The following is an 11,914-nucleotide window of genomic DNA, read 5'->3' as shown; positions in this document are numbered from 1 at the left end:
ACCACCCGTCCCGTCCACCACCCGTCCCGCTCGGAGGAACCCGTGACCACCACCCCCGCCCGCCCCGCCCGCCCCGCGAACGCCGCGACCACCGCGGCGGAGCCCGCACCCGTCCACCCCGCGCACACGCGCGTCGAGGTCGGTCCCCTCGGCGTCCCCGTCACCCGCGTGGCCCTCACCAACGGCGAGGTCGTCGACCGCTACTGCACACACGGCCCCGCCGCCGACCCCGCCGAGGGCCTCCCGCCGCGTCGGTCGGGGTGGATCGAGGGACGCGGCGACGTCGAGACCTACCCCGGCCGCGCCCCCGACCTCGCGGACGACGGCCGGGGAGCCCGGCGGCGTGGAGCGACCCGCGAGGAGTGGCGCGGCGCGCGTCGTCCACCGCTGCGGGGGCGCGGTGCGGCGGTGACCCAGATGGCCTACGCCCGCCGCGGCGTGGTGACCGAGGAGATGCGGTTCGTCGCCGAGCGCGAGGGCTGCGACGTGGAGCTCGTGCGTAGCGAGATCGCCGCCGGGCGCGCGATCATCCCGGTCAACGTGAACCACCCGGAGAGCGAGCCGATGATCATCGGGCGTCGCTTCCTGGTGAAGGTCAACGCCAACATCGGCAACTCCGCCGTCACCTCCTCGATCGCCGAGGAGGTGAACAAGCTGCGCCACGCCGTCACCTGGGGTGCCGACACCGTGATGGACCTCAGCACCGGCGACGACATCCACACCACGCGCGAGTGGATCCTGCGCAACTCGCCCGTGCCCATCGGCACCGTGCCGATCTACCAGGCCCTGGAGAAGGTCGACGGTCGCGCCGAGGAGCTCACCTGGGAGATCTACCGCGACACCGTGATCGAGCAGTGCGAGCAGGGCGTCGATTACATGACCGTGCACGCGGGCGTCCTGCTGCGCTACGTGCCGCTCACCGCGGAGCGGGTCACCGGCATCGTCTCGCGCGGCGGGTCGATCCTGGCCGGCTGGTGCCTGGCCCACCACGAGGAGAACTTCCTCTACACCCACTTCGACGAGCTCTGCGAGATCTTCGCCCGCTACGACGTGGCCTTCTCCCTCGGCGACGGCCTGCGCCCCGGGTCGGTGGCCGATGCCAACGACGAGGCCCAGCTCTCCGAGCTGCGCACGCTGGCCGAGCTCACCGAGCGGGCCTGGGCCCACGACGTCCAGGTGATGGTCGAGGGCCCCGGTCACGTGCCGCTCGACCTCGTCGAGGAGAACGTGCGCCTGCAGCAGGACTGGTGCCACGGCGCGCCCTTCTACACCCTCGGCCCGCTCGTCACCGACGTCGCGCCCGGCTACGACCACATCACCTCCGCCATCGGCGCGGCCACCATCGCGATGCACGGCACCGCGATGCTCTGCTACGTCACCCCCAAGGAGCACCTCGGCCTGCCGGACGCCGACGACGTGAAGACCGGCGTCATCACCTACAAGCTCGCCGCCCACGCCGCCGACGTCGCCAAGGGCCACCCCGGCGCCCGGGCCTGGGACGACGCGCTGTCCACCGCCCGCTTCGAGTTCCGCTGGCGCGACCAGTTCGCGCTCTCCCTCGACCCCGTCACCGCGGAGTCCTTCCACGACGAGACCCTGCCTGCCGAGAGCGCCAAGACCGCCCACTTCTGCTCGATGTGCGGGCCGAAGTTCTGCTCGATGCGGATCAGCCAGGACGTGCGCGACCGCTTCGGCGCGGCCACCGGGGCGGAGATCGGGGCGGACGCCGGGGCGGACGAGGTGGAGCGGGGCATGCGCGCCAAGTCGGTCGAGTTCCTCGAGCTGGGCGCCTCGGTGTACCTCGAGCCCTGACGAACACCGAGTTACAAGCGGGCGGCGGCGGCGGCGCGGGCGAGCCAGGCGGGAGCGGTGCCGTAGCGCTGGGAGGGGATGAGTCGCCCGGCGGCGCAGTCGTCGACGAGCTGCTGCATCCGCCGATCGCGCGTGGTCTGCTGCTTGGCGGTGAGCACCCAGGTCACGCAGGTGCGCCGGTAGCTCGTGGTCGCGACCTCCCAGAAGGCGGTGGCCGCGGGCGAGGCCGCCAGCAGCGCGACGTAGGGCGCCGGCAGCTCGAGATCGTGACCCATCTCGAAGCTGTACGGCGCCGCCTCGCGTCGCCGCGCCTCCCAGATCGCCAGGCCCGCGGGCTGCATCCGCCCCTCGGCGCGCAGCCGCTCGACCAGCTCGAGGTTGACCCTGCTCCAGTTGCTGGTGCGCTTGCGTGGCGTCCACCGCTGGCGCACGGCGTCCTCGTCGATGCGCTGCACCTGCGAGTCGATCCAGCCCCAGCACAGGGCCTCGGGCACGGCGTCCTCCCAGGTGAGACCGCGCTCGGGCACGTGCTTCTTCTTGAGCCCCATCCACAGCTCGGTGGCGGAGTCGTGGTGCAGCGCGAGCCAGGCGCCGAACTCGGCGGCGTCGGCGAAGAAGCGCGCGGGACGCTCGGGGGTGCCGCCCAGGCGGCCGGGCTCGCTCACCCGGCCGAGCCTGCCAGGTTCCACCGGCGGGGGCGAGGGGCGCGAGGATGACGCCATGACGCACCCGAGCCGGCCCGCCATCGCCATCGGCGCCCTCGGCGGCACCATCGCCTCCACGTCGTCCGCGGACGACGGGTCGGCGGTCGTGCCCACCATGGACGCCGCCACGCTCGCCGCCGCGGTGCCCGGGCTCACCGAGGTGGCCGACCTGCGGGCCGAGACCCTCGAACGCCTGCCGAGCCCCTCGCTCGACGAGCCCACCGTCGTCCGCGCGCTGCAGTGGGCGCGGCGAGCGGTGGACGACGGGGCGGCGGGCGTCGTCCTCACGCAGGGCACCGACACCCTCGAGGAGTCCGCCTACCTGCTCGACCTGCTCTGGGACCGCCCCGAGCCGCTGGTCGTCACCGGCGCGATGCGCTCGCCGCAGGCCCCCGGTGCGGACGGGCCGGCGAACCTGCTCAGCGCCGTGCGCTGCGCGAGCGCCGCGGCGTCGCGCGGGCGGGGCGTCCTGGTGGTCGTGGACGACGAGGTCCACCTCGCGCGGTGGGTGGCCAAGACCGACTCGGTGAGCACCGGGGCCTTCCGATCACCGGCGTTCGGGCCGATCGGGCGCTGCGTCGAGGGCGAGGTCGCCTTCGCCGCCCCGGCCGCCCGTCCGGCGCCGCTGCGGCTCACCGCGGCCGAGGAGCAGGGGGACCCCCGGGTGCCCCTGGTCGCCACCTACCTCGGGGACGACGGCCACGTGCTCGCCGCGCTCGACCCCGAGCGACTGGACGGGGTGGTCGTCGCGGGCTTCGGTGCCGGGCACGTGTCGGAGCGCGCGGCCGAGCAGATTCCTCGCCTCGCGCAGCGGGTGCCCGTGGTCTTCGCCTCGCGCACCGGTGCCGGACCGACGGGCCGGGCGATCTACGGCTACCCGGGATCCGAGGTCGACCTGGTGGCGCGTGGCGCGGTGGGAGCCGGCTGGCTGCCGCCGGTGAAGGCGCGACTGCTGCTGTGGGCGCTCGCGCTGCGCGGCCCGGTGCCGCGCGAGGTCGCGGCTCACGAGTTCGAGGAGCGCGGCCGCCTCTAGGGTTGCCCGGAGGGGCGGTCAGTCGAGCCCGGCGGGTGCGTCGGGCGGGCGGTGCGGCAGCACGGCGTCCACGTAGTCGCGCGCGGAGACGAAGATGTCGACCTCGTGCCCGGCGACCTCGGAGAGGCGCCAGCGGTGCTCCATCACCTCGTGGAAGAACTCGGGCGCCTCGATCCGGCCGCGAGCCTGCGGCGGCAGCAGCCCGACGATCGGGGTGTAGATGTCCACCAGCCAGCGGCGGGCCACGACGCGTGGATCCTGCTCGCCGTAGCCGAAGTGGGCGGTGAAAGCGGCCAGGTCGTTGAGCAGCTTGCGGGCCTGGCTGTCCTCGGCCACCAGCCCGGTGAGCTCGCGCAGCTCGCGACGGTGGTGCCCGGCCTCGACGACCTTCGGCTGGATGCGCACGGTCTCCGAGCCCGCCTGCACGTCGAGCTCGTCGACGTCGAAGCCGAGGTCGTTGAGACGGGCGATGCGCTGCTCGACGCGGAACCACTCGTCGGTGCCGAACTCCTCGGCCGCGGTCAGCTCGCTCCACAGCGACTCGTAGCGCTCGGCGAGCTGCGTGATGACGGCGTCGGCGTCGACGTCGATGTCGGTGTCGCCGGAGGCGCCGAGGTCCATCAGCTCGGCGAAGATGTTCTCCGTGCCCACGGTGACGTCGTGGCGGCGCAGTGCGTCGGACAGCTGGGGCCGCAGCTCCCCGGTCTCGGCGTCGACCAGGTAGGCCGCGAACCCGCCGGCGTTGCGCCGGAAGAGCGCGTTCGACAGCGACACGTCGCCCCAGTAGAAGCCGCCCAGGTGCAGGCGCACGAGCAGGACGACGAGGGCGTCGACCAGCGAGGGCACCTGCTCGGCCTGCAGACCGTGCTGGAACACCGAGCGGTAGGGCAGCGAGTAGTGCAGGTGCTCGGTGAGCAGGGCCGCGGGCAGCGGCGAGCCGTCGTCCGCGGTGCGCCCGGTGACCACCCCGCGGGGGACGACGGCCGGCTGGCCGAGGCGCTGCAGGTCGCGGAGCAGGTGGTACTCGCGCAGCGCGATGTCGGCCTCGGTCTCCTTCACGGCGAGGAACTGCCGGTTCACCTGGACGACGCGCACCACGTGGCGGGACAGGCCGAGCGGCAGCTTCACGAGGTGCCAGTCGTCCCACTCGGCCAGGGGGCGCGACCACGGCAGCCGGAACAGCGCCGGGTCCGTGCGCGCGGCGACCACATGCAGCGCCATGCGCGAGAGGCTACTCGGCCCGCGGGGGCGACGCGCCTCGATGAAAGGAAGTGAATAGAGGGCTGAGCGAGGGGTAACGGCGTGTGACGGGTCGCACAGTCCTGCGGGGGGCGGCGGTCGACCCGGTCGGTCCGGGGCCTCGACGAGGAGGAGTGCACGTGAGGGGTTCACGCAGGGCTGCGCCGCCGCGACGGCGGGCGCGCACGCAGCGACGGTGGCAGGTCACCGCGGCGCTGGCGATCGGCACGGTGGCGGCCGGCGGGCTGGCGGCCTGCGGCGGGTCGGGCAAGCCGACCCTCAACTGGTACGTCAACCCCGACGGTGTCGAGGTGTTCCAGAAGTACGCCGAGGAGTGCAGCACGGAGCGCTACGACCTCGCGGTGCAGCAGCTGCCGACCTCCGCCACCGACCAGCGCACCCAGCTCGCGCGTCGCCTGGCGGCGAAGGACTCCACTACCGACCTGATGAACCTCGACCCCGTCTTCGTGGCGGAGTTCGCCAACGCGAAGTGGCTGCGCAAGGTCGACGGCGACCTCGCCGAGTCGATCGCCGCCAGCGCCTCGGGCCAGGGCGACGGCGACTACCTCAAGGGCGCCGCCGAGACCGTCACCTGGGACGACGCCGTCTACGCGATCCCGCTGTGGGCCAACACCCAGGTGCTCTGGTACCGCAAGTCGCTCGCGGAGGCGGCCGGGCTCGACATGACCAAGCCGGTCACGTGGGACCAGGTGATCGACGCCGCGGCCTCGCAGAAGGCCACCGTGGGCGTGCAGGCCAACAAGTACGAGGCGTACGTCGTGTGGATCAACGCCCTCATCCAAGGGGCCGGCGGCGACATCGTCTCCGACACCGAGGCCGGTCGTGACGCCGAGGTCGACCTTGACTCCGACGCCGGACGCAAGGCCGCGCAGGTCATCCAGCGCCTCGCCGACCGCGCGGCCCAGCCGGACCTCTCGGTCTCCAACGAGGGCACGAGCCTCGGACAGATGTTCCCGGCGAAGGGCCCCGGGGAGTTCATGACGAACTGGACCTTCGTCTACAAGAACTACGAGGGCCTGGTCGGGAAGTCAGGCGGTCCGACCAAGGACCAGCTCGCCGATCTCGGCTGGGCGCGCTACCCGCAGACCGTCGCCGGTGAGGCCTCCAAGCCTCCAGTGGGCGGCATCGACATCGGGGTGGGCGCTTACACCGAGCACCCCGACTGGGCGGCCGAGGCGGCTCGCTGCATCACCTCCGAGAAGGCGCAGGTCGACCTGGCGCTCGAGGCGGGCCTGATGCCCTCCACGAACGCCGCCTACGACGAGGTGGCCGCCAGCGGCGACTACCCCAAGGACCTCCTCGAGCTCTACCGCACCAGCGTGGACGAGGGCGGTCCGCGCCCGAAGAGCGCCTTCTACGCGCTGATCTCCAGCGCCGTCCAGGCCACCTGGCACTCGCCGCGCGCGGTCGACCCCGATCGCACGCCCGAGAAGTCCGCGCGCTACCTGCGCGACGTCCTCGAAGGGAAGTCGCTGCTGTGAGCACCACGACCGCACCGTCGCGAGCCACGCGCTCGCCCGCCAAGGACGACCGGCCCGAGGTCAGCGACCGCGCCCGCGCCGAGAACCGGCTCGGACGACGCCTGGTCGCGCCGGCCGTCGTCCTGATGCTCATCGTGACGGCCTTCCCGATGCTGCGCGCGATCTACCTCTCCACCTTCGACTACGCCCTCACTGCGCCGGAGGAGAAGGATTTCGTCGGGATCGGGAACTACGTCACGGCCCTCACCGACCCGCTCTTCTGGCAGACCACCGGAGTCACCGTGCTCTACATGGTTGTGACGGTGGCCGTCGAGTTGGTGATCGGCTTCGTGTTCGCGATGGTGATGCACCGGGTGGTCTTCGCGCGCGGCATCATCCGCACCTCGATCCTGATCCCCTACGGCATCATCACGGTGGTCTCAGGCTTCGCCTGGCAGTTCGCGTTCTCGTTCCAGAACGGCTTCGTCAACGACTGGCTGCCCTTCATCTCCAGCGACTTCAACTGGTTCGGCGACACCACCCCGGCGGTGATCGCGATCATGATCTCGGAGATCTGGAAGACCACGCCGTTCATGTCGCTGCTGCTCCTGGCCGGACTGGCCCAGGTGAGCGAGGACATGATCGAGGCGGCCAAGGTGGACGGCGCCACCTGGTGGCAGCGGCTCACCAAGGTGATCCTGCCGAACATGCGCGCGGCGATCATGGTCGCCGTCCTGTTCCGGGCGCTCGACGCCTACCGGATCTTCGACAACATCTTCGTGATGACGGCCGGGGCGGTGAAGACCGAGTCGATCAGCTTCCTGACCTACCGCCAGACCATCGAGCAGTTCCAGCTCGGCATGGGCTCGGCGCTGTCGGTGCTGCTGTTCGCCTCGGTGCTGCTGGTGGCCTTCATCATCGTCAAGCTCTTCCGCGTCGACCTGGCGCAGGCCCGGCAGGAGGCGTGATGGGAACCGAGCTGCGCAACCGCATCGGCACCGTCGTCGGGTGCCTGCTGATCCTCGTGTGGTGCCTGCTGCCCGTGGTGTGGATCGTCTCGCTGTCGTTCAAGTCCGAGGCCTCGATCACCAACGGCAACCCCGGGTTCTTCCCCGCCTCCGGCACCGGTGCGGGATGGGACAACTACCGGGCGGTGTGGGAGAACGAGCAGTTCCGTCGGGCGATCCTCAACTCCATCGGCATCTCGCTCATCGCGACGCTGCTGTCGGTCGTCTTCGCCACGCTCGCCGCCTACGCCATCGCGCGGCTGGAGTTCCGCGGCAAGAAGGCGGTGCTCACCATCGCGCTGGCGATCGCGATGTTCCCGGTGGTCTCCCTGGTCGGCCCGCTGTTCGACCTGTGGCGCGCGACCGGGCTCTACGACACCTGGCCCGGCCTGATCATCCCCTACATGTCGTTCACGCTGCCGCTGGCGATCTGGACCCTGTCGGCCTTCTTCCGCGAGATCCCATGGGAGATGGAGCAGGCGGCGCAGGTCGACGGCGCCACGTCGTGGCAGGCGTTCCGCAAGGTCATCGTGCCGCTGGCCGCGCCGGGCGTCTTCACCGCGGCGATCCTGACGTTCTTCTTCGCCTGGAACGACTTCGTCTTCGGTATCTCCCTGACCTCCACCGAGAACGCCCGGCCGATCCCGGCCTCCCTGTCGTTCTTCGTCGGCGCCGACCCGTTCAACCGGCCGGCGTCGCTGCTCGCGGCGGGAGCGGTCATCGCGACCATCCCGATCATCGTCATCGTGCTGATCTTCCAGCGCAAGATCGTCGCCGGCCTCACCTCCGGCGCAGTGAAGGGTTGAGTGAGTAGCCATGGCCGCCATCACCATGAAGAACATTGTCAAGAAGTACGGCGACGGCTTCCCGGCCGTCAACGACGTCTCGATCGAGGTCGCCGACGGGGAGTTCATGATCCTGGTCGGACCCTCGGGGTGCGGCAAATCGACCCTGCTGCGCATGATCGTGGGGCTGGAGGACATCACCTCCGGCGACATGGTCATCGGCGAGCGCCGGGTCAACGACCTCGCCCCTCGCGAGCGCAACCTGGCGATGGTCTTCCAGAACTACGCGCTCTACCCGCACCTCACCGTCTACGAGAACATCGCCTTCCCGCTGCGCCTGGCCAAGACGCCGGACGCCGAGGTCGACCGTCTCGTGCGGGAGGCCGCCGACACCCTGGAGCTCGCCGAGCACCTCGAGCGCAAGCCCGGCAACCTCTCGGGTGGTCAGCGCCAGCGCGTCGCGATGGGGCGCGCGATCGTGCGTCAGGCCGACGCCTTCCTCTTCGACGAGCCGCTGTCGAACCTCGACGCCAAGCTCCGCGGCCAGATGCGCACCGAGATCGCCCGGCTGCAGAAGCGCCTCGGCATCACCACGGTGTACGTGACCCACGACCAGACCGAGGCGATGACCCTCGGCGACCGGGTGGCAGTGCTCAAGCGCGGCGTGCTGCAGCAGCTCGCCACCCCCCGCGAGCTCTACGAGAACCCCGGCAACCTCTTCGTGGCCGGCTTCATCGGCTCGCCGCCGATGAACTTCCTGCCCGCCACCGTCGAGGGCACCACGCTGAAGCTGCCCTTCGGCGACGTCGAGATCCCCGCCGAGCGCGCGGAGCGCGCCAGCGGACGAGGCGTTCTCATCGCGGGCCTCCGCCCCGAGCACTTCGAGGACGCCTCGCTCGCCTCCGCCGAGGGTCGCTCCGGCTCCACGTTCACCGCCCCCGTGGACTTCGTGGAGTGGCTCGGCAACGAGACCTACGCCTACCTGCCCTTCGAGAGCACCCCCGAGGTCGCCGAGCAGCTGCAGCAGCTCGAGAAGGACCTCGACGGCGAGTCGCTGCGCAGCCAGCTCGTGGTCTCCCTCGACGGCGCCAGCCGCATCGCCGAGGGCCAGAGCGCCGAGATCTGGGTCGACGCGGCCAAGGTGCACCTCTTCGACCCCGCCACCGGCGAGAACCTCACCGTCGACCGCGAGCGTGCCGGGCGCATCGCCGGCACCGAGGCGCTCGCGGCCGGCTGAGGCCGGCGGCGAGGCTCAGCGGGCGGCGTCGTAGCGCGCCCATTCGATGGCGGCCTGGGTGGCGGCGAGGTCGCGGAACCAGGTGCGCGTCTCGGCCTCGCAGACGGCGACCTGCACCTCGGTGTCGTACTCGCCGCACTCGGCGATGCTCTCCGACATGGTCGGCGGGTAGAGCGACGTCCCGTCGTAGTGGCGGATCTCGAAACCGCTCTCGGCATCCCCGTCGACCCCCACGATCGTGTCGGGTGCGGGCTCCCACGCGGGCGCGGCCGTCGCCGTCGACGACGGTCGCGTCGGCGGCCCAGGCAGGTGCGGCGGTGCACCCGCGGTGGCGCTGCCAGCCGGCAGGAGGGCGGCCGCGACCAGCCCGGCGCAGGTGGCAGCCGAGGCGGCGCCGATCACGATGGCGGGGCGTCGGCGAGGTGGGTGGGGCGATCGCGTCATGGTGGGACTCCCGGGTCTCGAGCGCCGGAGGGTCCGACGCGGGAGGCCCGACGCTAGGCGCGGTTCCCATGCCCACCCCGGCCCGCCGCCCGCCCCTGTGGACGACGCCCGGCCGGACGTCGTCCTGGGGAGGGCGGACGCGCCGGAGTGGTGCCGGTGTGGCTCGTGGTGCGGCTGGCCGGCTCAGTGGGCGCGGTCGGCGTTCGCGCGGATCTCCTCGACGAACGTGGCGAAGAGCTCCTCGGGCAGGTCGTGCCCCCACCCCTCGATGAACACCGAGCGGGCGCCCGGCACGGCGGCGGCGGTGGCGCGCCCGCCCGAGACGTGCACCATCTTGTCGGCGAGGCCGTGCATGACGAGGGTGGGCACGTCGAGCCCGGTGAGAGCGTGCGTGCGGTCGGGCTGGGTGACGATCGCCTGCATCTGGCGCAGCACGCCGGCCTCGTCGATGCCGCGCTCCCACGTGTCGCGGGCCTTCGCCCGCAGCTCGTCCTCGTCGGTGGGGAAGCCCGGCGAGCCGATCAGCCGCCACACGCCGAGGCTGCGACGGGTGTAGGCCTCTACGCCGCCGGTGCGCGGCTGCAGCAGGAGGGGGAGGAGCGCTGGGCTCTGCCAGCCCACCTTGCGTCGTCCGGTGGTGGACATGATGCTCGCCATGCTCCGCACCCGCTCGGGTGCCTGCAGCGCCATCGTCTGCACGACCATGCCGCCCATGGAGATGCCCGCCAGGTGGGCCGAGGTGATGCCGAGGTGGTCGAGCAGCCCGAAGGCGTCAGCCGCGAGGTCGTCGAGCGAGTAGGGCGCCGGAGCACGTCCGCCGACGAAGCCGCGGACGAGGTGCGCGGTGCTCACGCGGCCGGTGGCCCGGGTCGAACGTCCCGTGTCGCGGTTGTCGAAGCGCAGGACGTAGAACCCGGCCGCGGCGAGATCGCGACACAGCTGCTCCGGCCACCAGGTCATCGGGCCGCCCAGGCCCATGACCAGCAACAACGGCTCCGCCTCGGGGTCGCCGAAGGTCTGGTAGCACAGCTCCATGCCGGTCGTCACCGGCGCGACCAGCTCATCGGAGGTAGTCACTTCGGGTGGTGTGGGCGGAGTCGGAGGGGTGGACATACCGCCAGTCTGCCGAACACCGTGTAGTGCACGTTTCAACTGGGTAACGTCTGTGACGTGAGCAACACACTGGCACCCTGGTTGCTGCCCGACGGCTACGCCGCACCGGCCCTGGCCGCCCTGCTGCGCGAGGGCAGCATCGTCACCGAGGCCGGCCGCTACGCGGCCCGCCGCGGGGTGCAGGGCGCGGCCCGTCGCCGCACGCCGTACGCCTCGCGTGCCGCCGTCGGCACCAACGAGCCCGTGCTGCTCATCCCCGGCTTCCTCGCCGGCGACTGGACCCTGCGGGCCATGGCCGCCGACCTCCGTGCCCGCGGCTTCCGCACCTACCGCTCCCACATCGCCGCCAACATCGGCTGCACGCTGGGGTCGGCCACCACCCTCGAGAACCGCATCGAGCAGCTCGTCGAGCGACGCGGCGAGCGAGTGCAGATCGTCGGCCACAGCCTCGGCGGCATGATCGCGCGGGGGCTGGCGGCGCGTCGTCCGGACCTCGTGGCGGGCATCGTCACCATGGGCAGCCCCATGCGCGCGCCCGCGGCCCACCACGCGGCGCTCACCCGCGGCGTGCGCGCCCTCACCCGCCTCGCGGACGTCGGCGTCCCGGGCGTCATGTCGGCCGACTGCGTGGCCGGCGAGTGCGCCCACCTCAGCTTCACCGAGTCGCAGGAGCCCCTGCGCCACGACGTCGCGATGACCAACATCTACTCGCGTCGCGACGGCATCGTCGACTGGCGCGCCTGCATCGACCCGGCCGGTCAGGCGATCGAGGTGCGCGCCTCGCACATCGGCATGGCCGTCGACCCCCGCGTCATCGAGCACGTCACCGCCGCGCTCGTCCGCCACCGCGCGGCCGACACCGCCCCGTCGCTCACGGTCGTCGAGTCCGCCTGACGGACCAGGTCACGTCCCCGCTGCGCTTACGGCACCTCGGGACGGCGCTGGCGCGCCTCCCCGGTGACCGAGGCGTTGGGGCTGCGCAGCGCGGTGAGTTGCGCACGCGGTGGACGGAGGACGCCGAGCGAGGAGGCGCAGGGAGCGGAGCGACCGGAGCCGACG

General features: G+C 72.1%; 11 protein-coding genes. 7 read left to right on the top strand and 4 right to left on the bottom strand.

Annotation, left to right across the window (positions count from 1 at the left end; genetic code table 11):
* Positions 1–42: 42 nt before the first annotated feature.
* On the top strand, positions 43–1,812 hold the full coding sequence (thiC, locus tag ACERUN_RS15080) for a phosphomethylpyrimidine synthase ThiC (RefSeq protein WP_370290851.1): 1,770 nt from the start codon (positions 43–45) through the stop codon (positions 1,810–1,812).
* Positions 1,813–1,823: 11 nt separating this feature from the next.
* Here thiC and ACERUN_RS15075 read toward each other — a convergent pair whose 3' ends face one another.
* Positions 1,824–2,477, bottom strand: a complete 654-nt coding sequence (locus ACERUN_RS15075; RefSeq protein ID WP_370290850.1) for a YdeI family protein — start codon at positions 2,475–2,477, stop codon at positions 1,824–1,826.
* Positions 2,478–2,532: 55 nt separating this feature from the next.
* On the opposite strand from ACERUN_RS15075, the gene ACERUN_RS15070 reads away from it, so the two are divergent.
* Positions 2,533–3,549, top strand: coding sequence for an asparaginase (locus tag ACERUN_RS15070; protein WP_370290849.1), 1,017 nt, complete (start codon positions 2,533–2,535; stop codon positions 3,547–3,549).
* Between the two features lie 18 nt (positions 3,550–3,567).
* Here ACERUN_RS15070 and ACERUN_RS15065 read toward each other — a convergent pair whose 3' ends face one another.
* The gene (locus tag ACERUN_RS15065; protein WP_370290847.1) at positions 3,568–4,770 is read right to left on the bottom strand and encodes a DUF4032 domain-containing protein; all 1,203 of its coding nucleotides are present in this window, start codon (positions 4,768–4,770) and stop codon (positions 3,568–3,570) included.
* 158 nt (positions 4,771–4,928) lie between these two features.
* Between ACERUN_RS15065 and ACERUN_RS15060 the strand changes: the two genes are divergently transcribed.
* From ACERUN_RS15060 to ACERUN_RS15045, 4 genes are read left to right on the top strand one after another with little or no spacing between them, the layout of a single operon-like run.
* Positions 4,929–6,290 (top strand): extracellular solute-binding protein, encoded by a 1,362-nt coding sequence (locus ACERUN_RS15060; protein ID WP_370290846.1) that lies wholly within the window; start codon positions 4,929–4,931, stop codon positions 6,288–6,290.
* Entirely contained in the window at positions 6,287–7,237 is a 951-nt protein-coding gene (locus ACERUN_RS15055) for a carbohydrate ABC transporter permease (RefSeq protein ID WP_370290845.1), read from the top strand. Before ACERUN_RS15060 ends, ACERUN_RS15055 begins: the two co-directional genes overlap by 4 nt.
* Positions 7,237–8,082 (top strand): carbohydrate ABC transporter permease, encoded by an 846-nt coding sequence (locus ACERUN_RS15050; protein ID WP_370290844.1) that lies wholly within the window; start codon positions 7,237–7,239, stop codon positions 8,080–8,082. The genes ACERUN_RS15055 and ACERUN_RS15050 overlap by 1 nt, the downstream gene beginning before the upstream one ends.
* Positions 8,083–8,092: 10 nt before the next feature.
* Complete coding sequence (locus ACERUN_RS15045) at positions 8,093–9,298, top strand: ABC transporter ATP-binding protein (RefSeq protein ID WP_370290843.1); 1,206 nt, start codon at positions 8,093–8,095, stop codon at positions 9,296–9,298.
* 15 nt (positions 9,299–9,313) lie between these two features.
* On the opposite strand, the gene ACERUN_RS15040 is transcribed toward ACERUN_RS15045, so the two are convergent.
* Both ACERUN_RS15040 and ACERUN_RS15035 read right to left on the bottom strand, forming a co-directional pair.
* Positions 9,314–9,742, bottom strand: a complete 429-nt coding sequence (locus ACERUN_RS15040) for a hypothetical protein (protein WP_370290842.1) — start codon at positions 9,740–9,742, stop codon at positions 9,314–9,316.
* 183 nt (positions 9,743–9,925) lie between these two features.
* On the bottom strand, positions 9,926–10,819 hold the full coding sequence (locus tag ACERUN_RS15035; protein WP_370290841.1) for an alpha/beta fold hydrolase: 894 nt from the start codon (positions 10,817–10,819) through the stop codon (positions 9,926–9,928).
* A gap of 93 nt (positions 10,820–10,912) precedes the next feature.
* Between ACERUN_RS15035 and ACERUN_RS15030 the strand changes: the two genes are divergently transcribed.
* Positions 10,913–11,749, top strand: coding sequence for an esterase/lipase family protein (locus ACERUN_RS15030; RefSeq protein WP_370290840.1), 837 nt, complete (start codon positions 10,913–10,915; stop codon positions 11,747–11,749).
* Positions 11,750–11,914: the final 165 nt, after the last annotated feature.

It is taken from the genome of Nocardioides sp. (assembly GCF_964229035.1).
In the GTDB taxonomy this organism is placed as follows: domain Bacteria; phylum Actinomycetota; class Actinomycetes; order Propionibacteriales; family Nocardioidaceae; genus Nocardioides.
This window is presented reverse-complemented; position numbering and strand designations above follow the sequence as displayed.

What these genes read in the sequence shown, in the direction of transcription:
- ACERUN_RS15065 (WP_370290847.1), bottom strand. Translation starts at nt 4,770, where the DNA reads ATGGCGCTGCATGTGGTCGCCGCGCGCACGGACCCGGCGCTGTTCCGG.
- ACERUN_RS15050 (WP_370290844.1), top strand. Translation starts at nt 7,237, where the DNA reads ATGGGAACCGAGCTGCGCAACCGCATCGGCACCGTCGTCGGGTGCCTG.
- ACERUN_RS15070 (WP_370290849.1), top strand. Translation starts at nt 2,533, where the DNA reads ATGACGCACCCGAGCCGGCCCGCCATCGCCATCGGCGCCCTCGGCGGC.
- ACERUN_RS15040 (WP_370290842.1), bottom strand. Translation starts at nt 9,742, where the DNA reads ATGACGCGATCGCCCCACCCACCTCGCCGACGCCCCGCCATCGTGATC.
- ACERUN_RS15045 (WP_370290843.1), top strand. Translation starts at nt 8,093, where the DNA reads ATGGCCGCCATCACCATGAAGAACATTGTCAAGAAGTACGGCGACGGC.